This window comes from Bacillus cereus group sp. BfR-BA-01360 (genome assembly GCF_022663595.1).
Lineage (GTDB): Bacteria > Bacillota > Bacilli > Bacillales > Bacillaceae_G > Bacillus_A > Bacillus_A cytotoxicus.
Genome location: NZ_JAKUFV010000001.1, coordinates 158,438 through 180,490, shown reverse-complemented (window position 1 = coordinate 180,490; position 22,053 = coordinate 158,438). Strand labels below are relative to the sequence as shown.

Below are 22,053 nucleotides of genomic sequence, written 5' to 3'. Positions count from 1 at the left end.
CGTAAGGGAATGAAGAGGCCCTTACGCTTTTTATAAATGGCGGTGTAGACATGACAATCAGTAAATTTGTACAAATCCGTAGGGATTTACATCAAATTCCTGAATTAGGATTTCAAGAGTGGAAAACACAGCAATATATTTTAAATTATATTGAGACGCTTCCTAACGAACATATTGAAGTAAAGACATGGAAAACAGGGGTTATCGTTAAAGTCAAGGGAAAGAATCCGTTAAAAACAATTGGTTACCGCGCGGATATGGATGGTTTGCCAATTGTAGAGGAAACAGGATATGAATTCGCTTCGACTCATGAAGGAATGATGCATGCGTGCGGTCATGATTTTCATACTACAATTGGTTTAGGATTGCTTACCGCCACTGTAAATGACAGAATAGATGATGACCTTGTTTTTCTATTCCAACCTGCTGAAGAAGGGCCTGGCGGAGCACTTCCTATGTTAGAAAGCGAAGAATTAAAAGAATGGAAACCAAATATGATTCTTGGGCTTCATATTGCACCAGAATATCCAGTCGGAACGATTGCTACAAAAGAAGGGTTACTCTTTGCAAATACATCCGAATTGTATATTGATTTAAAGGGAAAAGGTGGACATGCGGCATACCCACATATGGCGAATGATATGATTGTTGCAGCTAGTCATCTTGTGACCCAGCTTCAATCTGTAATTAGTCGTAATGTGAATCCATTGGATAGTGCAGTGATTACAATTGGTAAAATTACAGGTGGAACCGTTCAAAATATAATTGCAGAAAAGTCGCGTTTAGAGGGGACAATTCGAACATTATCTGTTGAATCAATGAAGCGAGTGAAAGATAGAATCGAAGCGATTGTTGCTGGGATTGGGGCTGCATTCCAATGTGAGGCGGTTATTGATTATGGTGCAATGTATCATCAAGTATATAATCATGAAGCATTAACAAAAGAATTTATGGAGTTCGCTTCAAAAGATACGAATATGAATGTGGTTACTTGCAAGGAGGCTATGACGGGAGAAGATTTCGGATACATGCTTCGCGATATTCCAGGATTTATGTTTTGGCTTGGTGTCGATTCTGAATATGGTTTGCATCATGCGAAACTAAAGCCAAATGAAGCGGCAATTGATCGAGCAATTGAATTTTTAAATCAATACGTCAAATGGAAAGGGAACAGGAGGTAGACCTGTTCTTTTTTTACGGCACGATTTTAAAGAGCGATCCTCGGTGAAGTAGATAAAGGATTTTAAAAATATGTTCTATGAAAAATTAGAATGGGGGTAAATTCGGTATATTAGTTAGCAAAGAAGCGATATGTTTTGCTTTACTTTACTTTTTATATAAAACGTGTGTAAAATCAATGTGATACATTGAAAAAGGGTGGGGAGTCAGGTGCAAATCAGTAGTGCAATATTATGTTTCTTTCTGTATACATACGTTATTATTGCTGCGATATATTTCGGTATCAGCTTTTACGCATATCGCTTAGCTAATAAAGTTGAATATAAAGAAACATACCAGTGGGTGAAGAAATACTTATCCCCTGTACTAGAAATTATGAATGGCTTTGTTCTTTTTTTATTTATTGGATTAGTTGCGTTTTCAACAAGTTTCGTCGGAAATAAGGCAACTTTATTTGGAATCGGTATTATTATTTTTATGCTGTTAGGGGTTCGAATTGGGAATGCTGTGTTTTGGAATGAACAGAAAATTGATGGTTGGACAGGGATGTTTATTCCTTGTATGCTTGCTGCTATCGTTACAAATATAGAACATGAATATTACCAGCTTCATTTTTGGTTAATTATTGTTTTAACAATTCTCTCTGTTTTATATATAAGCACTGCGTTTTTGACGTACTGTGCAAATGAAAAAGGGGATCAAAAGGGTGTTCGCTTTTTTAGAAGGAGAGCACTATTTTGGAGTGTGCCAACAATGTTTGTAATAGTGGTTATTGCAGTAATTATGAACGGTCATCATTTTGAAGGATGGCAACTATTTTTCGGAACATGGTGGATATTTATCATTTCCTTTTTGGCTTTTTTAGGAGCGACACATTATTTATTTCATCAACATCACTATATGTGGGCACTTTTATTTGCTTTTGCGCAACTGTTGTTTGCATTTTTTGGTCAAGAAACATTAGTATTCGTTTTTCAAACGTTTAGTTCGTTTGGGAATATTTTTGTATTTGGAATGCTAGTCTGTAGTATTTCATTGTATGTACAACAATATTTTTACATACAAAAGCAGTAGTAGTGGGCAAGGTTCGCTAGTGAAAATAAAGTATGCTACAATAAAATGAAGTTGGATTTGATGTTATTGGAGGAATTCATGTGAGTGAAAAAGAGAAAGAGTTTGCTGTCATTGGACTTGGACGTTTTGGAGGCAGCATTTGCCGTGAATTAGCACAACTAGGTATGGAAGTAATGGCCATTGACTTAGATGAAGATAAAATTAATGAATTTGCAAATATTGCGTCCCATGCTGTAATTGCAGATTCCACAGATGAAATGGTCTTAAAAAGTCTTGGTATCCGCAACTTTGATCACGTTGTTGTAGCAATTGGAGACAACTTAAATGCTAGTATTTTAACAACACTTATTTTAAAAGAATTAGGAGTAAAAAATATTACTGTAAAAGCTCAGAATGATTATCATGAAAAAGTATTAAGTAAAATAGGGGCAGATCATATTGTTCATCCTGAGCGTGATATGGGAAAACGTATTGCAAATAATATTGCTTCTAGCAACGTATTAGATTATTTAGAGCTTTCAGATGAACATAGTATTGTAGAAATAATTGCTAATAAAAAAATCGATGGTCATTCGTTAATCGAACTGGATATTCGTGCGAAATTTGGCTTGAATATCGTAGCGATAAAACGAGGTAAAGAAGTGATTGTCTCGCCGCGAGCTACTGAAAATATCCAGTCTGGGGATATTTTAATTGTGATTGGCCATGATGACGAAGTAGATCGTTTCAAGCATTTCTTACGATAGAAAGAATCGTATGAAAAAAGGTTTGGCTGTAGATAAGGTCACGAAAAAATCCACTGTATAATAAAAAGAGTCTATCACCTCTATATAGGTGATAGACTCTTTTTTTGTAGTGACTGTTTCATTGGATTGTTATCATTTTAACATAAATGAAGAAAGACCAATTTGCTATACAAATTGGTCTTTTCACTCTTATGATATGTTCCATTAAAATAAGACTATTTCTGTTGGAACATGTTTTTTATATTTCCATAATGATTGGTAAAATCATTGGACGGCGCTTCGTCTTTTCATATAGGAATGGAGCTAATGTATCTGTAATTTCATTTTTAATTTCAGACCATTGTGTTGTCTTTCGTTCCATCACCTTTTCTAGATGTGTTGTAATTAATGTTTGTGCGTCATTAATTAAATCGCTACTTTCACGCATATAAACGAATCCACGAGAGATAATGTCAGGCCCTGCGGCAATTTTAAATTCTTTCATATCAATGCTGACAACGACGATTACAAGTCCTTCTTCTGAAAGAATACGACGGTCACGTAATACGATATTTCCGATGTCGCCAATTCCATTTCCATCAATATAAACAGACCCTGATGGGATTTTTCCAGCAATATTTGCTTCATCTGAACGCAAGGCGAGTACATCACCATTGTCCATGATAAAACAATTTTCTTCAGGAATACCACAATCATTTGCTAAGCTCATATGCATGCGTTGCATACGATATTCACCGTGAATAGGCATGAAATATTTCGGTTTAATGAGACGTAACATAAGTTTTTGTTCTTCTTGTCCGCCGTGTCCGCTCGTATGAATATTGGTAAGTTTACCATGGATGACCTCAGCACCAGCACGGTATAACATGTTGATTGTACGGCTTACACTAACTGTATTTCCTGGAATAGGAGAAGAAGAAAATACAACCGTATCCCCAGGAATAATTTGGATTTGACGATGTGTGCCGTTGGCAATGCGAGAAAGTGCCGCCATTGGTTCACCTTGACTACCTGTGCATAAAATAACAATTTGGTTAGCAGGTAGTTTATTGATTTGAGCTGCATCGACGAATGTATCTTTTGGACAACGAATATAACCAAGGTCTTGTCCGATTTGAATGGCAGCTTCCATACTTCGACCGAATACAGCTACCTTGCGATTGTTTTCAACAGCAGCTTCGACAACTTGTTGTAAACGGTGGATATTAGATGCGAAAGTAGCAAAAATAATACGTCCTTCTACTTTGCGGAAAATATCTTGAATGCTATCACCAACGCGACGTTCAGACATTGTAAAGTTAGGAACTTCGCTATTTGTGCTATCGGATAATAGGCAAAGTACACCATCTTTACCGATTTCAGCCATTTTCGTTAAATTTGCTGGCTCACCAACTGGTGTGAAATCAAATTTAAAGTCTCCCGTATGAACAATTTGCCCCTGTGGTGTTTTCACAACAACGCCAAATGAATCTGGAATGCTATGTGTTGTACGGAAGAAGGAAACAGACGTTTTTTTAAATTTAATTACATCATCTTCTTGAATTTCGTAAAGTTTTGCTTTACGAAGTAAACCGTGCTCTTCTAATTTATTTTTAATTAGGGCAATCGCTAATTTCCCTCCGTAAATTGGAACATTTACTTGGCGTAATAAGTAAGGGATTCCACCGATATGATCTTCATGACCATGTGTGATGAAGACACCCTTAATTTTATCTTCGTTTCGTACAAAATAAGTGTAATCAGGGATCACATAGTCGATCCCGAGAAGTTCGTCTTCTGGAAATTTAATTCCAGCATCAATTATAATAATTTCATCTTGAAATTGAACAGCATATGTATTTTTGCCGATTTCGCCCAGTCCACCAAGAGCGAATACGGCAACCTGATCGTTTTTTAGAAATTTCATAAATTATACGATCTCCGTTAGTTTTAAATCAGCATTTTGCTTTTCGTATTCAAGATGAGCGCCAGTCACTGACTGAACAAACTCAATGTTATATGCGAACTTTTTTAATTTTGCACGAACGTCTCTTTCAGAGTCAGCCTCTAAATATAGAACTTTTGTATTTTCACGTACTGGAACCTCAGTCATTTTTTCTTGATAAAATACTTTAAAAATCATTGGAAAAACCTCTCCTTGTCTATGTTTTGCATAATCTATTACCTATTATAAAGCAAATAGTCATGTTTTTCATGTTTTTTCGAATGGGAATGAAGAAAAAGCCCGAAATGGGCATGATTTAAGCCATTGTTTTTTTTCGTACTAAATCATTTAAATAGCGTTTTAGCTTTTTCTTCAATTTTTTTAGCATAGCTGCTCCTTCCTTTCCTTATTGTAAAACATACACATATATTCATCGGGGTTTCTTACATTATCTTATTCATCGTTTCTCGTTTAAGTGCTAGCTTGAATAGTACGTCATGATTGACAGTCATTTCACTCGTTATGTGTATAGTATGAGAAAGATGAGAAAAGAAAATTCATTTAGAAAAACCTCGATACTCGTTCTCATTAATATATATGTATGACAGGGATAAAGTTAGGAAGCGAATGCTTACTTTAAAGATGGTTAATATGTTATACTTTTTTTTAGTATTTTAAAAGTGATAGTAAAGTTAGAAGTATATAAGAAGTGGAAAGGGTTTTGATAAATGAATGATAAAATTGTCTTTTTTGATATTGATGGAACATTGTTAGATCATGATAAAAAAATTCCGCAATCTACAAGAGAAGCAGTGCGTACTTTACAAGAAAAGGGAGTCCATGTAGCAATTGCAACGGGACGTGCTCCGTTTATGTTTGAAGATATCCGTCATGAGCTCAATATTCATAATTATGTTAGTTTTAATGGTCAATATGTTGTATTTGAGGATGAGGTCATCTTTAAAAATCCACTACGCTCAGAAACGCTTCGTAAATTTACAACATTTGCAAAACAAGAAGGGTATCCACTTGTTTATTTAGACGATCAAGATATGAAAGCAACGGTAGAATATCATGATTATGTAAAAGAAGGTTTTGGGAGTTTGCAATTTGAACACCCAGTATATGAGCCTAATTTTCATGAAAATCGTGATATTTATCAAACGCTTGTTTTCTGCCAAGCAGGTGAAGAAGAAAAGTTTATTCATGATTATCCAGATTTTCATTTTATTCGTTGGCACGCATATTCAATGGATATTATTCCTAATGGAGGTTCAAAAGCGAAAGGAATCGAAAAGTTTATTGAGAAATTAGGATTTCAGAGAGAACAAGTGTATGCTTTTGGGGATGGACTGAATGATTTAGAAATGATTGAAGCAGTTGGAACAGGAATTGTAATGGGAAATGGTCATGAAGAGCTGAAGAAACTTGCAAATTATGTAACAAAAGATGTGAGTGAAGGCGGGATTCATCATGGGTTACAGTGGGCTGGTTTAATTTAAAATAGAGATAAAAACTGTTTCATAGAGAACGATTGGATAAGAATGAAAAAGCAGAAGCGTAGCTTCTGCTTTTTAGCGTTCAAGAGGTTTTGCGTTTTCAGGAACAGCAAAAGGATTATCTTGATTAATATGATCATAGAACATGACGCCATTTAAATGATCGATTTCATGTTGGAAGACAATCGCTGGTAAGCCTTTTAACCGTAATTTTACTTCTTCTCCATCAACAGTTGTTGCTTTCACTGTAATTCTTGCATAGCGAGGAACATATCCAGGTACTTCACGATCAACAGATAAACACCCTTCGCCAGCTGGTAAGTATGTACGTTCAACGGAATGACTAATGATTTTTGGATTGAACAATGCATAGCTATATAATGTTTCATTTGCATCCGTAACATGAATCGCAATCATTCTTTTCGAAATACCAATTTGTGGAGCCGCTAATCCAATCCCTGGGCGCAAATTATATTTTTCAACCATTTCCGGGTTTTGACTGTTTATGACAAACTCAATCATTTCTTTTAGTGTCTGTGTATCTTCTTCGCTAGCTGGCAGCTGTACTTCTTCTGCTACTGTTCTGAGAATCGGATTTCCTTCACGAATTACATCGTTCATTGTAAGCATTGTAATCTCTCCTTTCTCCTTAAGTCTACCAAAGGAAATAAAAAAAGTCATGGTAAAGCATATGTAGTACATTGCGAACAGAGTGTCTTGTTCAAAACTTCAATTCCTTGAAGGAAAAAAGGCCCCAAAAGTCACGTTTCACTGACTTTTGGGACACCTCTTTTTCATAGTTGTTGTGTCTTACATTAACGAATACAAGCAGCACCAACGATAATTAAAAGGATAAACAATACAACGATTAAAGCAAAACCGCGTCCAGATCCGCCGCAAGAACCGCCGTAGCCGTAAGAAGGGTATGAGCAAGTTGGATAACAATATGTGTATCCGTACATATATATGACCTCCTTTATCATTTTCCGCTAATATTGCGGTTACTTATAATGTATGGGAGAGTAGAGGGAAATGTATGGGCATTTACCTAGAAAAGGAAGAAGTGGTTGCATATTTTTGTTGTAAAGAGAGAAAAACTAAAGAGAATTACATCGTTTACATATTATTCTAGGGTCAAGAACAAGTGAAACAGGGAATAATATAACAGTAGGTTTATGCTTACTAATACAGATGTGAAAATAAAAACATGTATATATGGCGAAACCTTCAATGTGATTCATAAAAAATCGTAATTAAAGTAATTGACATCGTGATTAGAATAGTTGTAAACTAAAAAACGTAATCAAGATTGTATTAATATGCTTCTAAAAAAATATTAGTACAGATTGTTAGGTACACAAATTTATTCTCAGCCGATAAGGATTCCTATCGGTTTACATGATTGCGTTTTCTTTCTAGATGTATGCTAGTGAAAGCGTTTCAGAATATGGTTCAAGAGAGGAAGAGGTGAACGGAATGGGTACTAAAACAAAAAAGACCCTATTTAATGTTGATGAGCAAATGAAAGCTATCGCAGCTCAATTTGAAACATTACAAATTTTAAATGAAAAAGGCGAAGTTGTGAATGAAGCAGCAATGCCTAATTTAACTGATGATCAATTAAAAGAATTAATGCGCCGCATGGTGTATACTCGCGTACTAGATCAACGTTCTATTTCTTTAAACCGTCAAGGACGTTTAGGTTTCTATGCACCAACAGCTGGACAAGAAGCTTCTCAATTAGCGAGTCATTTTGCACTTGAAGCAGAAGACTTTATTTTACCGGGATATCGTGACGTTCCACAATTAGTATGGCACGGTCTACCATTATACCAAGCATTCTTATTCTCTCGTGGACATTTCATGGGTAACCAAATGCCAGAGAATGTAAATGCACTTCCTCCACAAATTATTATCGGTGCGCAAATTATCCAAACTGCTGGTGTTGCGTTAGGTATGAAATTACGTGGTAAAAAATCTGTTGCAATTACTTACACTGGTGATGGCGGTGCATCTCAAGGTGACTTCTATGAAGGTATGAACTTTGCAGGTGCGTTCAAAGCTCCAGCAATCTTTGTTGTTCAAAACAACCGTTATGCAATCTCTACTCCAGTAGAAAAACAATCTGCAGCAAAAACTGTAGCTCAAAAAGCAGTAGCAGCAGGTATTTATGGAATTCAAGTAGACGGTATGGACCCATTAGCTGTATACGCAGCAACTGCTTTTGCTCGTGAGCGCGCAGTAAATGGTGAAGGTCCTACTTTAATCGAGACTTTAACATTCCGTTATGGTCCACATACAATGGCTGGTGATGACCCAACTCGTTACCGCACAAAAGATATCGAAAATGAATGGGAACAAAAAGACCCAATCGTACGCTTCCGTGCATTCTTAGAAAATAAAGGCCTATGGTCTCAAGAAGAAGAAGAAAAAGTAATCGAAGAAGCAAAAGAAGATATCAAACAAGCTATTGCTAAGGCTGACCAAGCTCCAAAACAAAAAGTAACTGATTTAATGGAAATCATGTACGAAGAAATGCCTTACAACTTAGCTGAACAATATGAAATTTACAAAGAAAAGGAGTCGAAGTAAGCCATGGCTCAAATGACAATGATTCAAGCAATCACTGATGCTTTACGCGTTGAAATGAAAAATGATCCTAACGTACTTGTTTTTGGTGAAGACGTTGGTGTAAACGGCGGTGTATTCCGTGCTACTGAAGGCTTGCAAGCTGAATTTGGCGAAGACCGTGTAATGGATACTCCACTTGCAGAATCTGGTATTGGTGGACTTGCAATTGGTTTAGCACTTCAAGGCTTCCGTCCAGTTCCAGAAATTCAATTCTTCGGTTTCGTTTACGAAGTAATGGATTCAATCTCTGGTCAAATGGCTCGTATGCGTTATCGTTCTGGTGGACGTTGGAATGCTCCAATCACAGTTCGTTCTCCATTCGGTGGTGGCGTTCATACTCCAGAATTACACGCTGATAGCTTAGAAGGTTTAGTGGCACAACAACCAGGTTTAAAAGTTGTTATCCCATCTACTCCATACGATGCAAAAGGTCTTTTAATTTCTGCGATTCGTGACAACGATCCAGTTATTTACCTAGAGCATATGAAATTATATCGTTCATTCCGCCAAGAAGTACCAGAAGGCGAATACACAATTGAATTAGGAAAAGCTGAGGTAAAACGCGAAGGTAAAGATGTATCTGTTTTTGCGTACGGTGCTATGGTACATGCTGCGTTAAAAGCTGCTGAAGAGCTTGAAAAAGAAGGTATCTCTTTAGAGGTTGTTGACTTACGTACAGTTCAGCCATTAGACATCGAAACAATCATTGCATCTGTTGAGAAAACAGGCCGTGCAATCGTTGTCCAAGAAGCTCAAAAACAAGCTGGTATTGCAGCAAACGTTGTAGCGGAAATTAATGACCGCGCAATCTTAAGCTTAGAAGCTCCAGTTCTACGTGTTGCAGCTGCTGATACAGTATTCCCATTCTCTCAAGCTGAGAGCGTATGGTTACCAAACCATAAAGATATTGTTGAAGCTGCTAAAAAAGTAATGAACTTCTAATTTTAGTTATTCATGTGCAAAAGAAGTCAGCACATGTTGATTTCTTTTGTACATATTCCATAATAATGAAATGAATCAGGGGGATGAATTCCGTGGCATTTGAATTTAAACTACCAGATATCGGTGAAGGTATCCACGAAGGTGAAATCGTAAAATGGTTTATTAAACCAGGCGATGAAGTAAACGAAGACGACGTACTTCTTGAAGTACAAAATGATAAAGCAGTAGTAGAAATCCCTTCTCCTGTAAAAGGTAAAGTACTTGAAGTACTTGTAGAAGAAGGAACAGTTGCAGTAGTAGGAGATGTTCTTGTTAAATTTGATGCTCCTGGTTACGAAAACCTTAAATTTAAAGGTGACGAGCATGACGATGCTCCAAAAGCTGAGGAAGCAAAAGAAGAAGCTCCAGCAGCAGCTACTCCAGTAGCAGAAACAACAAATGAGCGCGTAATCGCTATGCCATCTGTTCGTAAATATGCTCGTGAAAAAGGTGTAGACATCCATAAAGTGGCAGGATCTGGTAAAAACGGTCGCGTTGTAAAAGCTGACATTGATGCATTTGTAAATGGTGGACAAGCAGCGACTACTGAAGCTGCAGCAGAAGCTCCAGCAGCTACTCCAGCGGCTCAAGAAGAAGCGCCAAAAGCACAACCAATCCCAGCTGGTGAATACCCAGAAACTCGCGAGAAAATGAGCGGTATCCGTAAAGCGATTGCGAAAGCAATGGTTAACTCTAAACATACAGCTCCTCACGTAACATTAATGGACGAAGTAGATGTAACAGAGCTTGTTGCTCATCGTAAGAAATTCAAAGCTGTTGCAGCTGACAAAGGTATTAAATTAACTTACCTTCCATATGTTGTAAAAGCTTTAACATCTGCATTACGTGAATTCCCAATGTTGAACACTTCTTTAGATGATGCAACTCAAGAAATTGTTCATAAACATTACTTCAATATTGGTATCGCAGCTGATACTGATAAAGGTCTTTTAGTACCAGTTGTTAAAGATGCTGATCGCAAGTCTATCTTTGCTATCTCTAGTGAGATTAATGAGCTTGCTACAAAAGCGCGTGAAGGTCGCTTAGCTCCTGCTGAAATGAAAGGTGCTTCTTGCACAATCACAAACATTGGTTCTGCTGGTGGACAATGGTTCACTCCAGTTATCAATCACCCAGAAGTAGCAATCCTTGGTATTGGTCGCATCGCTGAAAAACCAGTTGTGAAAAATGGTGAGATCGTTGCAGCTCCAGTATTAGCATTATCTCTAAGCTTTGACCATCGTTTAATTGACGGTGCAACTGCTCAAAAAGCATTAAACCAAATTAAACGTCTATTAAACGACCCACAATTATTAGTAATGGAGGCGTAATAACAATGGTAGTAGGAGATTTCCCAATTGAATTAGATACAGTCGTTGTTGGTGCAGGTCCTGGTGGATATGTTGCAGCAATTCGTGCAGCACAATTAGGTCAAAAGGTAGCAGTTATTGAAAAAGCTAACCTTGGAGGCGTATGCTTAAACGTTGGATGTATTCCTTCTAAAGCGTTAATTAATGCAGGTCATCGTTTTGAGCATGCAAAACATTCTGATGACATGGGTATTATCGCTGAAAATGTAACAGTGGACTTCACAAAAGTTCAAGAATGGAAAAATGGCGTAGTTAAGAAATTAACTGGCGGTGTAGAAGGCCTTCTTAAAGGAAACAAAGTTGAAATCATTCGCGGTGAAGCTTACTTCGTAGATGCAAATACATTACGTGTAATGACTGAAGATGCAGCACAAACTTATACATTCAAAAATGCAATCCTTGCAACTGGTTCTACACCAATTGAAATTCCAGGATTCAAATATTCTAAACGCGTTATCAACTCTACAGGTGCTTTAAGTTTGCCTGAAATTCCTAAAAAACTTGTTGTAATCGGCGGCGGTTACATCGGTATGGAATTAGGTACTGCTTATGCTAACTTCGGTACAGAAGTTACTGTAGTAGAAGCTGGTGACGAAATCTTAGCTGGTTTCGAAAAAGCAATGAGCTCAGTTGTAAAACGTGCTCTTCAGAAAAAAGGAAACGTTACAATCCATACGAAAGCTATGGCTAAAGGCGTTGAAGAAACTGAAAACGGCGTAAAAGTTAGCTTCGAAGTAAAAGGCGAAGTACAAACTGTAGAAGCAGATTACGTATTAGTAACTGTAGGTCGTCGTCCAAATACTCAAGAAATCGGTCTTGAGCAACTTGGAATTAAAATGACTGATCGCGGTCTAATCGAAATCGATGAGCAATGCCGTACAAATGTACCAAACATCTATGCAATCGGTGATATCGTTCCTGGACCACCATTAGCGCACAAAGCTTCTTACGAAGGTAAAGTAGCAGCTGAAGCTATTAGTGGTCATGCAGCAGCAATCGATTACATTGGAATTCCAGCAGTATGCTTCACTGATCCAGAATTAGCATCTGTTGGTTATACGAAGAAACAAGCAGAAGAAGCTGGAATGAGCGTAGCTGTATCTAAATTCCCATTCGCTGCAAACGGTCGTGCATTATCATTAAACAGCACAGACGGTTTCTTACAACTTGTAACACGTAAAGAAGATGGTCTTCTTGTAGGTGCACAAGTTGCAGGTGCAGGTGCTTCTGATATTATCTCTGAGTTAGGACTTGCTATCGAAGCGGGTATGACAGCAGAAGATATTGCACAAACAATCCATGCTCACCCAACATTAGGTGAAATTACAATGGAAGCAGCAGAAGTTGCTCTTGGAATGCCAATTCACATTGTAAAATAATATAGTAAGTAAGAAAAAAACGTCTCTTATTCTGTAAGAGGCGTTTTTTTCTTATAAGGTCTTTATCCCGCTATTTTAGGGGAGTAGTAGCCTGCTTGGTGAGGACTCATAATCAGCGGGGGATGAAAGACCTTCCTATTCATTAAAGTTGCACTTGATTGGAGAATTGTATAGAGACAAACTTGTAGATGTGAAATGAAAGCAGTTGCCCTATAAGGGAGTGGGGTTTTAAGAAAATAAACTTGTTTCTATTATGGAATTGATTTGCTTTCAATCCCATATATTATAATAAAATAGAGCATGTCAAAGGAGACGGTCCATGAAATATATACATGTTATATTTTATCATTTTCTTTTATGGAGTGGTTTTTCTATTGTGTTATCCTTGTCAAGTGGTGATAAGGTTCATTATAAAATAATGCTCTTCTTTATGTTTCTCTATCTTGCATATGTAATTACATATGTTGTGCTTCCTATAAGAAAACAAGCATTCATTCTCACTTGTATAAATGGCATCGTGTTTTTAATCATCTCTTACCTCTTTTAAATCTTACCGCTTATAAAAATACATTGTTCTTCCATTAAATAGTTGTAGTTCACCCTCTAATTTTTTTGCTAAAAAACGGCAAAATTCATTTGCTTTTCCTTTGTCTCCGAATGTTGCTGTAGAAGGCAAAGAAATTTGAATAAAAGTTTGGTCATTTTCGGAGTCAACTCCTACATAAATACAGTTATATCGCTCATGATTCGATTTTAGTTCTAGCGTCGAATCTGAAGTATCTACTATTTCATAAGGAAAGGCAAAGTCTGCATATGCGTAATGAATTTGTGTGCCAGTTTGTGAAGTGATTGTTTTATAATATTGGAAAAATTCTTTGATGTCATCTAATGAGACAGACTGTTTTTTAGATTTAGACACAAGTTTTATAAAGGCATGCTGCATAAAAGATCCCTCCTAATGTCAGTTACAATTGTATTGTAACATCGCTTTGAATTTTTTGACAATTAAAAGGTTATTTCTTTTTTTCGTTTAATATATACGGGAAGGAGACGGTCTTTTGAAAGGAGTAATGAGATGTTCGAGAAATTGTATGATGAACATGAGAATGTCCATATACGCTTTTTAGGGTTTATGACGCATGAAAATCGCTATGATTTTGGAGTTATTTATACAAATATGTTTTTTGGAAAACCACTTGTCGTTTGTATGCAGACGGGGAGAGCAACACTTCTTGGACCAGATGATGTAGAAAATACCCAACATTTACAAGAAATATTTAAATTAGTATCAGAAGAAGAAGCAAATGATTTAGCCCAATTTTTTAAATTTCTTGTTCCGCAAACTTCCTCTGTACATGCTGAGCATGAAGAATGAAAAACAGAAACAGTCGTATGAAATATGGTTGTTTTTCGTATTATTGTTTCATACTAATGTAAAATAAAAATTTTAAATGTGTTATACTAAAAACCTATTGACTTAAAAAGTATAACATATTAAAATAGAGTCAGAAAGTTAAGCGGTTACAAAAGTTTTTGGGATTACAAACTTAGGGGGAAAAGAAAAATGGGAACAATCGTATGTCAAGATTGTGAAAGTACAATCGCACACTTCGAAGATGAAAAGGTAACAATACTTTACGGAAAATGTGGATCTTGCGGATGTGGTCACAAGGAACATACAAAGGCCCAGTAGTATATAAATTTTGCAGCTAGAAAAGTTTTTAGGACCATTCAATTAGGGGGAAAAGAAAAATGGGAACAATTGTATGTCAAGATTGTGAAAGTACAATCGCATACTTTGAAGAAGAAAAAACAACAGTACTTTACGGAAAATGTGGATCTCATTGTGAATGTGGCCATGAGAAACATGTAAAAGCTTAATAGTAGAAAAAAAGCGTCTGCGAATGCAGATGCTTTTTTAATAGATAGTAGTTGTATGTCCGATAGTTGCTACAATTGCATCGTCTCTAATAGGGATAAATCCCAGTGAGGTTTGTGGTGGAGTATGAGAAGCATATTGGCTCATGATGCGGCTATCTATACGCGTAATAAAATCGGTTAAATAGGCTGAAATAAAAGCAGAGGGGATTCTTCTATCATTTAACAGATAAATGATTTGTTCTTTTGTTTTTACACCAACTCCATGACCGTAATAAAAAGAGTTACCTAAATAAATTGCATTTTCTCCTTGCCATTCGATAGAAGCAGGATTCACTTGAGGATTTTTAAAGTAGACTAAATCACCTGGAACAATATCTCCAGCTGTCTTTGTTATTAATTTTAAATCACGATCATAATCCCATGTATATAATAGAAGATTTGCAAATAAATGGTTGAACATTTCTTCATCATATAGTTCTAACAATGCTTTATAAAATATAATAATCATTGCTGTTGCACATTCAGTTCCGTACATTTTACCATTTTTAAAAATATCTCGTATTGCAATGGAAGATGATACACCGGGACGTAATTGAAATCCTCCTAGTGCTGTTCGTTGCCAATATTCTTCATTACAAAAAGATGTCACGAATGTACGGAACTGAAATCCACTTTGAAAAAGTTCTAATGCAGAGGTAATAATATGCATCCTTACGTTTAAATCAAAGCTGAGTTCAGCGGCTGTTCGGAAGGAGTATACTTCTTGATTTCCGGTCATTATCGATAAAATTTGTTGTTTTTCGGCAGCAAACGGTTCATTTTCATTCATGATATAAGGATGTACAATAGAACGCCCAATCACAATCATAATGGTATCCCACCTATACGCTACATTCTGTAATAGCGTATGAATAAAAGAGGAAATGGTGAAAAAAAAGCCTATCAACTGATAGGCTTAAACTCCTTAATGACACGCAATGTTTGGAGTGTCATATCTTCTGGACCTTGAACAGGTAATCCAGCTTCTAAATTTTTCTGGATATAATCTAAGTTTTCTTGTGTAATAATTTCTCCTGGAGTAAAGATTGGAATCCCTGGGGGATAAACCATTACAAAATCTGCTATAATGCGGCCAGCAGCATTTTCAAACGGAATAACTTCTGTTTCTGAATAAAAAGCATCTCGTGGAGAAAGAGCTAGTACAGGAATTTCTGGAATTTCTACTTGTACTTGAACGCCTTTATCTGCACGATGTTTAAATGTTGTAGCTAGTTCTTGTAGAGCTGCAATGAGTACATTTGTCTCGTCTTCTGTGTCTCCTAGTGTAATCAGACATAGAATGTTATATAGGTCTGAAAGCTCGACTTCAATATTATAGTGTTTTCTTAACCATAATTCGGCTTCATGACCTGTAATTCCTAAGTCTTTCACAGATATGATAAGCTTTGTTGGATCGTAACGAAATGTTGCGTCGGTGCCTAACATTTCTTTTCCAGGACAATAAAGATGTTCAATATGATTGACAGCACTACGAACACGTTCAGCTAGCTCTATTGTTTTTGTTATTAGCTCTCTTCCTTCTGTTGCCAATCGTTTTCTTGCAACATCGAGGGAAGCTAATAAAATATAAGAAGTCGATGTTGTAGTAAGCATGCTAATAATGGATTGGACATGCTTTACATTTACGAGGCCCTCTTTTACATTTAAAATGGAACTTTGTGTTAAAGAGCCACCTAGTTTATGCACACTTGTTGCAGCCATATCTGCGCCAGCTTGCATCGCTGACATCGGTAATTCATCATGGAAATGGATATGGACACCATGAGCTTCATCAACTAGTACAGGTATTTCGTAGGAATGGGCTAATTCAACAATTTGTTGCAAATCTGCGGCAAATCCAAAGTATGTTGGATTAATTACAAGCAATCCTTTCGCATCGGGATGTTCATCGAGTGCTTTTTTTACAGAATGTATGGTAATACCATGTGAAATACCAAGTTTCGCATCAATTTCAGGATGAATGAAAATTGGTTTTGCACCTGAGAAAATAATGGCTGACATTACAGATTTATGAACGTTTCGTGGTACAAGAATTTTATCTCCGGGACCACATACGCTCATCACCATTGTCATAATTGCTCCGCTTGTACCTTGAACGGAAAAAAACGTATGATCTGCACCGAACGCTGCTGCTGCTAAATCTTGTGCTTCTTTAATCATACCTTTTGGATGATGTAAATCATCAAGCGGTGCAATGTTAATTAAGTCAATTGCTAATGCATTATGCCCAATAAATTCACGAAATACAGGATCCATTCCTTGGCCTTTCTTATGACCAGGAATATGAAATTGAATTGGATTTCGCTTACTGTGCTCTACTAAAGCGGTAAACAATGGTGTTTTGTATTGGGACAATCTATACACCCCTTCTTCTATTTATTTTGTTTTATGTGACTCTGTTCTACTTAGAAGATGTTTGTTATATCATCGTCTTCAAGAACTAGATTTGTTTGACTTACCACTCGTAAAAAATGGAAGTATCACTTTATTTTCTATAAAACAAAAGCATTATATCACCAATAATTATAGATGTATAGAAAAATATTATTTTTAACTGCATGGATACAAAATATAATATACACTGAAATAGTCTATGGGGATAATGACAACTTAGACTAGCAAAATAGTGTATAATACAAAGAAGCTATATCAAGGATGAAATTGTAGTCTTTACGGTAGCATAATAACAGAACAATAAAGATAGATGAGGTGTAAATATGGAATATCAATATCCACTTGATTATGATTGGTCGAATGAAGAGATGATTACTGTTGTGAAATTTTATGAGGCGATAGAAAGAGCAAATGAAAAAGGAATTGTTAAAGAAGAATTGATGGATTTATATCGCAAGTTCAAACAAATTGTTCCATCCAAAGCCGAAGAAAAGAAAATTGATAAAGAATTTCAGGAAGTAAGCGGTTATTCAATCTATCGTACAATACAAAAAGGGAAAGATACAGAAGAACATAAGATTGTTAAAATGTAAAAAAATTTTGAAAAATTAATTTTAGAGTGCTATAATATGATAACAACTAAAAACGGACAATAGTAATTGTCCGTTTTCTACTATCGATTGCAAATGTTATATAAAGGAAGGAGTGAGTGGATTGTCGATTCAATCTTAGTTTGAAATTGTTCATTTGTCATAGACGAAAATTCCTCTGGTGCTATATGAATTCCAACTAATAACTCGGCCTTTTTAACAGTAGCTAATCGCTCAATTATTTTTTGTAAATCTTTTGCCTCTAATGTGTTATGTGGTAGAACATCTGGTTTAGTATGGTCAATGGACCAAACGAAGTCATTTGGTATATTTGTTTTTAAATCATTTAAATGTTCTAATAAGGCATGAGCCGCTACCTCTTTTTGTGGACACTCATAGATTAAACCAAAGTATATGAAAGCATGGGTGCCCCATAAGCCAATTTGAAAGTGTGGCAACATTTTATAGCCGCGTTTATTTGTTGAAAAAGCAACCCAAGTATCGTTTGGTGGATTGACTTTGCGACGTGCATGTTTGGCAACATGATAGAAAAAAGGTTCGCCAGTTTGGTCAGATAAGTAATGGGAAAATCGTTCCCCTAATGTTTCTAATTTTGGCTGGATATGTGTTTTGATTGCATTCATGCGTCTTTCAAGACCGTCAACTGAAAAGACAGCAAAGTCAGCTGATTGAAAAGTTTGTAATGTCATAATCGTTCCTCCAACTCCTAGTTTGTTTTTATTTTAGCATAGCTTGTACGATTCATAAAAAGAACAGCACAAAAAAATCGGTAAAAAAATATAAATTTGTTGCATAGATACTTTATCCAACATAGTATAGTATAAAACAAAAAATCAGAAAATTAAGTTAATTCTAGTCCGAGGGCAGACGAATATTGGGAGGAGGCAAATACTATGAGACAGGTGATTAATGCATTAAAGAGAACAGATGCTGAAAAAAGAATTCCGGTATTAAGGTTAGAGTTAGATTATGAATTAGCAACGTTATACGATGCGATGATGGAAAATGACAATCGGAAAAAAGAAGAATGCGTCCAAAAATTGGAAGCCTTAAGGCTTGAAATGATTCGTTTAGAAGCGTAATAATAGTATATGTATAAAAATTAAGTTGGTGCGAACCTTATAAAGGGTTCGTTTTTTCTGTGAACAGTATAGATCGGAGTGTTTAAAATATGCAAGAGGTATGGAAAGAAATTGATACACATGCAAAACAGTGGGTTCGAGAAGCAGGAGAGAGCTTAAGGGCATCGCTAAAACAAGCCCTTATCATTGAAACAAAGTCAAATGCGGCCGATCTAGTAACGAATATGGATCGGGAAATAGAACAATTTTTCATTGGGAAAATTAAAGAAACATTCCCAGAACATTATATTTTAGGGGAAGAAGGGTATGGGGATGAAGTCACTTCTTCTAATGGGATTGTTTGGTTAATTGATCCAATTGATGGTACGATGAATTTTGTTCATCAAAAACGAAATTTTGCTATTTCGATTGGTATTTATAAGAACGGTATCGGAATAATCGGTCTTATCTATGATCCCGTACATGATGAGTTATATCATGCTGTAAAAGGGGAAGGGGCGTTTTGTAATGGTGTATCTATTCCGCTGTTACAAGAAGGAGCGTTAGAAAGTAGCATAGTTGCTTTAAATGCGACATGGCTTACTGATAACCCGTTGCTTCATATGGAAAAAATGATGCAGCTTGTTAAAAAGGCAAGAGGAACACGTTCGTATGGTTGTGCTGCATTAGAGATGGTATATGTGGCAACTGGAAGGTTGGATGCTTATATAACGCCGCGGTTATCTCCTTGGGATTTTGGTGGTGGGAAAATTATTGTTGAAGAAGTTGGTGGCAAAGTGACAACATTTACTGGGACACCAATTTCTATTGTAGAAAAAAGTAGTGTACTAGTGGCGAAACCAGGCGTATATGATGAATTGTTACCATTTGTATCACAATAGCAAAAAAAGTAAGAGGCTATAGTAAGCTTCTTACTTTTTCATGTTATTGTGATTTGCGCATTTTTCGTTTTGTTATAAAGCCGTATCCAACTGTAACAAATGTACCAATAATGCAAATAATAATACCGATGGGGCTATTTTCAGCAATCATAATTCCGATGCCGATCAAGAAAATAACACCGATAATGGCTGTTAATAAAAAGCGGTACTGAATGTGTTCCATATCTTCACCCTCCAATTTTATTTTACTTTCACAAAAGTAAGAATACAACTATATTTTCATTCTTGATTTTATTTTGATTGCCATTATATCCTCTTCGCTCTTATAATAGAGAAGGATTAAAAAGACACTAGGAGTTGGACATGTTGAAAAAACGACAAGATTTACGTAATATAGCAATTATTGCCCACGTTGACCATGGTAAAACAACACTTGTTGACCAGTTATTACGTCAAGCGGGAACGTTCCGTGCAAATGAGCATGTAGAAGAACGTGCAATGGATTCGAATGATTTAGAGAGAGAACGCGGTATTACGATTTTAGCGAAAAATACAGCGATTCACTATGGAGATAAACGAATTAACATTTTAGATACACCTGGACACGCCGATTTCGGTGGTGAAGTAGAACGAATCATGCGAATGGTTGATGGTGTTTTACTTGTTGTTGATGCATATGAAGGTTGTATGCCACAAACACGATTTGTATTAAAGAAAGCACTTGAACAAAACTTAACGCCAATCGTTGTTGTAAACAAAATTGATCGCGACTTTGCTCGTCCGGAAGAAGTTGTTGATGAAGTATTAGATTTATTCATTGAGCTAGGTGCAAATGAAGATCAATTAGAGTTTCCGGTTGTATTCGCTTCAGCGATGAACGGAACAGCAAGCTTGGATCCAAATCCAGCAAATCAAGAAGAGAATATGAAGTCATTATTTGAAACAATTATCAATCATATTCCGGCACCAATCGATAATAGCGATGAGCCATTGCAATTCCAAGTAGCTCTTCTTGACTATAATGATTATGTAGGCCGTATCGGAGTTGGGCGTGTATTCCGCGGTACAATGAAAGTAGGACAGCAAGTTGCTTTAATGAAAGTGGACGGAAGTGTGAAGCAATTCCGCGTAACAAAAATCTTTGGTTACATGGGATTAAAACGTCAAGAAATTGAAGAAGCAAAAGCCGGCGATTTAGTAGCTGTTTCTGGTATGGAAGACATTAACGTTGGGGAAACAGTATGTCCGATTGACCATCAAGAAGCTCTACCTTTATTGCGCATTGATGAGCCGACATTACAAATGACGTTCCTTGTAAATAATAGCCCATTTGCAGGTCGTGAAGGGAAATATATTACATCTCGTAAAATCGAAGAGCGTCTTCGCTCGCAATTAGAAACAGATGTAAGTTTACGTGTAGAGAATACAGACTCTCCTGATGCATGGATTGTATCTGGCCGTGGGGAATTACATTTGTCAATCTTAATTGAAAATATGCGTCGTGAAGGCTATGAATTACAAGTATCAAAACCAGAAGTAATTATTAAAGAAATCGATGGTGTGAGATGTGAGCCTGTAGAGCGCGTGCAAATCGATGTACCAGAAGAATATACTGGTTCCATTATGGAATCTATGGGAGCTCGCAAAGGCGAAATGTTAGATATGGTGAATAACGGAAATGGTCAAGTTCGTCTAACATTTATGGTGCCAGCACGTGGATTAATTGGTTATACAACAGAATTCTTAACGTTAACACGTGGTTATGGTATTTTGAACCACACATTTGATAGCTATCAACCAGTACATGCTGGACAAGTTGGTGGACGTCGTCAAGGTGTTCTCGTTTCACTTGAAACAGGGAAAGCATCACAATATGGTATTATGCAAGTTGAAGATCGCGGTGTCATCTTCGTTGAACCTGGTACAGAAGTATATACAGGTATGATTGTTGGAGAGCATACACGTGAAAATGATTTAACGGTTAACATTGTAAAAATGAAGCAACAAACTAATATTCGTTCTGCAACAAAAGACCAAACTTCAACAATGAAAAAACCACGCATTATGACATTAGAAGAATCATTAGAGTATTTAAATGATGATGAGTATTGTGAAGTAACGCCAGAATCTATTCGTTTGCGCAAAAAAATTCTAGATAAAAATGAACGTGAAAAAGCTGCGAAGAGAAAAAAATCTGTAGAAGCTTAAGAGAAGGAGCTGTCTTTTCAAAAGACGGCTCTTTTTTTAAAGGTTTTATTTTTTGAAAATTTACTCTTTTAGGTGGACAGTATTTTTGTTGCAAGGTACTCTTATAGTAGGTAGTAGAACATATAATAAAAAACAGAAGAACGCGATTTTTGT

25 protein-coding genes are annotated in these 22,053 nt (G+C 36.4%); 16 read left to right on the top strand and 9 right to left on the bottom strand.

Annotation, left to right across the window (positions count from 1 at the left end):
- Positions 1–50 precede the first annotated feature (50 nt).
- The 3 genes from MR056_RS00895 (at position 51) to MR056_RS00885 (ending at position 2,999) form a co-directional block, all read left to right on the top strand.
- Positions 51–1,181, top strand: coding sequence for an N-acetyldiaminopimelate deacetylase (locus MR056_RS00895; protein ID WP_048721838.1), 1,131 nt, complete (start codon positions 51–53; stop codon positions 1,179–1,181).
- Between the two features lie 208 nt (positions 1,182–1,389).
- A complete protein-coding gene (locus MR056_RS00890) occupies positions 1,390–2,253 on the top strand; it encodes a cytochrome c oxidase assembly protein (RefSeq protein ID WP_012095137.1) in 864 nt (287 codons plus the stop codon).
- An 80-nt stretch (positions 2,254–2,333) separates the two neighbouring features.
- On the top strand, positions 2,334–2,999 hold the full coding sequence (locus MR056_RS00885) for a potassium channel family protein (RefSeq protein WP_012095136.1): 666 nt from the start codon (positions 2,334–2,336) through the stop codon (positions 2,997–2,999).
- Positions 3,000–3,237: 238 nt separating this feature from the next.
- On the opposite strand, the gene rnjA is transcribed toward MR056_RS00885, so the two are convergent.
- On the bottom strand, positions 3,238–4,905 hold the full coding sequence (gene rnjA / locus MR056_RS00880) for a ribonuclease J1 (RefSeq protein WP_012095135.1): 1,668 nt from the start codon (positions 4,903–4,905) through the stop codon (positions 3,238–3,240).
- A gap of 3 nt (positions 4,906–4,908) precedes the next feature.
- Complete coding sequence (locus tag MR056_RS00875) at positions 4,909–5,121, bottom strand: DNA-dependent RNA polymerase subunit epsilon (protein ID WP_012095134.1); 213 nt, start codon at positions 5,119–5,121, stop codon at positions 4,909–4,911.
- A gap of 530 nt (positions 5,122–5,651) precedes the next feature.
- On the opposite strand from MR056_RS00875, the gene MR056_RS00870 reads away from it, so the two are divergent.
- Entirely contained in the window at positions 5,652–6,425 is a 774-nt protein-coding gene (locus tag MR056_RS00870) for a Cof-type HAD-IIB family hydrolase (protein ID WP_012095133.1), read from the top strand.
- A gap of 72 nt (positions 6,426–6,497) precedes the next feature.
- Here the strand turns inward: MR056_RS00870 and def are convergent, their stop codons facing one another.
- Together def and MR056_RS00860 are read right to left on the bottom strand one after the other, a co-directional pair.
- Entirely contained in the window at positions 6,498–7,052 is a 555-nt protein-coding gene (gene def / locus MR056_RS00865; RefSeq protein ID WP_048721844.1) for a peptide deformylase, read from the bottom strand.
- A gap of 185 nt (positions 7,053–7,237) precedes the next feature.
- The gene (locus tag MR056_RS00860) at positions 7,238–7,384 is read right to left on the bottom strand and encodes a YjcZ family sporulation protein (RefSeq protein ID WP_000274566.1); all 147 of its coding nucleotides are present in this window, start codon (positions 7,382–7,384) and stop codon (positions 7,238–7,240) included.
- A 514-nt stretch (positions 7,385–7,898) separates the two neighbouring features.
- Between MR056_RS00860 and pdhA the strand changes: the two genes are divergently transcribed.
- The 5 genes from pdhA to MR056_RS00835 all read left to right on the top strand — a co-directional run bounded on the left by pdhA (position 7,899) and on the right by MR056_RS00835 (position 13,330).
- Positions 7,899–9,014 (top strand): pyruvate dehydrogenase E1 component subunit alpha, encoded by a 1,116-nt coding sequence (pdhA, locus tag MR056_RS00855; protein ID WP_012095131.1) that lies wholly within the window; start codon positions 7,899–7,901, stop codon positions 9,012–9,014.
- A 3-nt stretch (positions 9,015–9,017) separates the two neighbouring features.
- On the top strand, positions 9,018–9,995 hold the full coding sequence (pdhB, locus tag MR056_RS00850) for a pyruvate dehydrogenase complex E1 component subunit beta (protein ID WP_012095130.1): 978 nt from the start codon (positions 9,018–9,020) through the stop codon (positions 9,993–9,995).
- 92 nt (positions 9,996–10,087) lie between these two features.
- The gene (locus MR056_RS00845) at positions 10,088–11,365 is read left to right on the top strand and encodes a dihydrolipoamide acetyltransferase family protein (RefSeq protein WP_048721852.1); all 1,278 of its coding nucleotides are present in this window, start codon (positions 10,088–10,090) and stop codon (positions 11,363–11,365) included.
- A 5-nt stretch (positions 11,366–11,370) separates the two neighbouring features.
- Positions 11,371–12,783: a dihydrolipoyl dehydrogenase gene (gene lpdA / locus MR056_RS00840; protein ID WP_012095128.1), complete on the top strand. Its 1,413-nt coding sequence runs from the start codon at positions 11,371–11,373 to the stop codon at positions 12,781–12,783.
- 319 nt (positions 12,784–13,102) lie between these two features.
- Positions 13,103–13,330 carry a hypothetical protein gene (locus tag MR056_RS00835; RefSeq protein ID WP_012095127.1) on the top strand — a complete coding sequence of 76 codons (228 nt, stop codon included), beginning with the start codon at positions 13,103–13,105 and terminating at the stop codon, positions 13,328–13,330.
- A gap of 3 nt (positions 13,331–13,333) precedes the next feature.
- Here MR056_RS00835 and MR056_RS00830 read toward each other — a convergent pair whose 3' ends face one another.
- Positions 13,334–13,726, bottom strand: a complete 393-nt coding sequence (locus tag MR056_RS00830; protein ID WP_048721857.1) for a DUF1885 family protein — start codon at positions 13,724–13,726, stop codon at positions 13,334–13,336.
- A 132-nt stretch (positions 13,727–13,858) separates the two neighbouring features.
- Here MR056_RS00830 and MR056_RS00825 point away from each other — a divergent pair, with 132 nt between their 5' ends.
- The 3 genes from MR056_RS00825 (at position 13,859) to MR056_RS00815 (ending at position 14,664) form a co-directional block, all read left to right on the top strand.
- Positions 13,859–14,158: a DUF3055 domain-containing protein gene (locus MR056_RS00825; protein ID WP_012095125.1), complete on the top strand. Its 300-nt coding sequence runs from the start codon at positions 13,859–13,861 to the stop codon at positions 14,156–14,158.
- A gap of 189 nt (positions 14,159–14,347) precedes the next feature.
- The gene (locus MR056_RS00820) at positions 14,348–14,476 is read left to right on the top strand and encodes a GapA-binding peptide SR1P (RefSeq protein WP_012095124.1); all 129 of its coding nucleotides are present in this window, start codon (positions 14,348–14,350) and stop codon (positions 14,474–14,476) included.
- Between the two features lie 59 nt (positions 14,477–14,535).
- Positions 14,536–14,664, top strand: a complete 129-nt coding sequence (locus tag MR056_RS00815) for a GapA-binding peptide SR1P (protein ID WP_012095123.1) — start codon at positions 14,536–14,538, stop codon at positions 14,662–14,664.
- Between the two features lie 37 nt (positions 14,665–14,701).
- Here the strand turns inward: MR056_RS00815 and MR056_RS00810 are convergent, their stop codons facing one another.
- Entirely contained in the window at positions 14,702–15,532 is an 831-nt protein-coding gene (locus MR056_RS00810; RefSeq protein ID WP_048721864.1) for a protein-glutamine gamma-glutamyltransferase, read from the bottom strand.
- Positions 15,533–15,606: 74 nt separating this feature from the next.
- The gene (locus tag MR056_RS00805) at positions 15,607–17,079 is read right to left on the bottom strand and encodes an aminotransferase class I/II-fold pyridoxal phosphate-dependent enzyme (protein WP_048721867.1); all 1,473 of its coding nucleotides are present in this window, start codon (positions 17,077–17,079) and stop codon (positions 15,607–15,609) included.
- A gap of 362 nt (positions 17,080–17,441) precedes the next feature.
- On the opposite strand from MR056_RS00805, the gene MR056_RS00800 reads away from it, so the two are divergent.
- Complete coding sequence (locus MR056_RS00800; protein WP_012095116.1) at positions 17,442–17,711, top strand: UPF0223 family protein; 270 nt, start codon at positions 17,442–17,444, stop codon at positions 17,709–17,711.
- Between the two features lie 80 nt (positions 17,712–17,791).
- Here MR056_RS00800 and MR056_RS00795 read toward each other — a convergent pair whose 3' ends face one another.
- Entirely contained in the window at positions 17,792–18,418 is a 627-nt protein-coding gene (locus MR056_RS00795) for a YktB family protein (RefSeq protein WP_012095115.1), read from the bottom strand.
- Between the two features lie 204 nt (positions 18,419–18,622).
- Here MR056_RS00795 and MR056_RS00790 point away from each other — a divergent pair, with 204 nt between their 5' ends.
- Positions 18,623–18,811, top strand: a complete 189-nt coding sequence (locus MR056_RS00790) for a hypothetical protein (protein WP_012095114.1) — start codon at positions 18,623–18,625, stop codon at positions 18,809–18,811.
- Positions 18,812–18,900: 89 nt separating this feature from the next.
- The gene (locus MR056_RS00785) at positions 18,901–19,692 is read left to right on the top strand and encodes an inositol monophosphatase family protein (protein WP_012095110.1); all 792 of its coding nucleotides are present in this window, start codon (positions 18,901–18,903) and stop codon (positions 19,690–19,692) included.
- Positions 19,693–19,735: 43 nt separating this feature from the next.
- On the opposite strand, the gene MR056_RS00780 is transcribed toward MR056_RS00785, so the two are convergent.
- Complete coding sequence (locus MR056_RS00780) at positions 19,736–19,915, bottom strand: DUF5325 family protein (RefSeq protein WP_000400124.1); 180 nt, start codon at positions 19,913–19,915, stop codon at positions 19,736–19,738.
- A gap of 140 nt (positions 19,916–20,055) precedes the next feature.
- On the opposite strand from MR056_RS00780, the gene typA reads away from it, so the two are divergent.
- Positions 20,056–21,900, top strand: a complete 1,845-nt coding sequence (gene typA / locus MR056_RS00775) for a translational GTPase TypA (protein WP_012095107.1) — start codon at positions 20,056–20,058, stop codon at positions 21,898–21,900.
- The last annotated feature ends 153 nt before the right edge of the window (positions 21,901–22,053 follow it).

Coding starts and splice junctions, on each gene's coding strand:
- MR056_RS00895 (WP_048721838.1), top strand. CDS start 51: ATGACAATCAGTAAATTTGTACAAATCCGTAGGGATTTACATCAAATT.
- rnjA (WP_012095135.1), bottom strand. CDS start 4,905: ATGAAATTTCTAAAAAACGATCAGGTTGCCGTATTCGCTCTTGGTGGA.
- MR056_RS00875 (WP_012095134.1), bottom strand. CDS start 5,121: ATGATTTTTAAAGTATTTTATCAAGAAAAAATGACTGAGGTTCCAGTA.
- MR056_RS00870 (WP_012095133.1), top strand. CDS start 5,652: ATGAATGATAAAATTGTCTTTTTTGATATTGATGGAACATTGTTAGAT.
- def (WP_048721844.1), bottom strand. CDS start 7,052: ATGCTTACAATGAACGATGTAATTCGTGAAGGAAATCCGATTCTCAGA.
- MR056_RS00860 (WP_000274566.1), bottom strand. CDS start 7,384: ATGTACGGATACACATATTGTTATCCAACTTGCTCATACCCTTCTTAC.
- pdhA (WP_012095131.1), top strand. CDS start 7,899: ATGGGTACTAAAACAAAAAAGACCCTATTTAATGTTGATGAGCAAATG.
- pdhB (WP_012095130.1), top strand. CDS start 9,018: ATGGCTCAAATGACAATGATTCAAGCAATCACTGATGCTTTACGCGTT.
- lpdA (WP_012095128.1), top strand. CDS start 11,371: ATGGTAGTAGGAGATTTCCCAATTGAATTAGATACAGTCGTTGTTGGT.
- MR056_RS00835 (WP_012095127.1), top strand. CDS start 13,103: ATGAAATATATACATGTTATATTTTATCATTTTCTTTTATGGAGTGGT.
- MR056_RS00830 (WP_048721857.1), bottom strand. CDS start 13,726: ATGCAGCATGCCTTTATAAAACTTGTGTCTAAATCTAAAAAACAGTCT.
- MR056_RS00825 (WP_012095125.1), top strand. CDS start 13,859: ATGTTCGAGAAATTGTATGATGAACATGAGAATGTCCATATACGCTTT.
- MR056_RS00820 (WP_012095124.1), top strand. CDS start 14,348: ATGGGAACAATCGTATGTCAAGATTGTGAAAGTACAATCGCACACTTC.
- MR056_RS00815 (WP_012095123.1), top strand. CDS start 14,536: ATGGGAACAATTGTATGTCAAGATTGTGAAAGTACAATCGCATACTTT.
- MR056_RS00810 (WP_048721864.1), bottom strand. CDS start 15,532: ATGATTGTGATTGGGCGTTCTATTGTACATCCTTATATCATGAATGAA.
- MR056_RS00800 (WP_012095116.1), top strand. CDS start 17,442: ATGGAATATCAATATCCACTTGATTATGATTGGTCGAATGAAGAGATG.
- MR056_RS00795 (WP_012095115.1), bottom strand. CDS start 18,418: ATGACATTACAAACTTTTCAATCAGCTGACTTTGCTGTCTTTTCAGTT.
- MR056_RS00790 (WP_012095114.1), top strand. CDS start 18,623: ATGAGACAGGTGATTAATGCATTAAAGAGAACAGATGCTGAAAAAAGA.
- MR056_RS00785 (WP_012095110.1), top strand. CDS start 18,901: ATGCAAGAGGTATGGAAAGAAATTGATACACATGCAAAACAGTGGGTT.
- MR056_RS00780 (WP_000400124.1), bottom strand. CDS start 19,915: ATGGAACACATTCAGTACCGCTTTTTATTAACAGCCATTATCGGTGTT.
- typA (WP_012095107.1), top strand. CDS start 20,056: ATGTTGAAAAAACGACAAGATTTACGTAATATAGCAATTATTGCCCAC.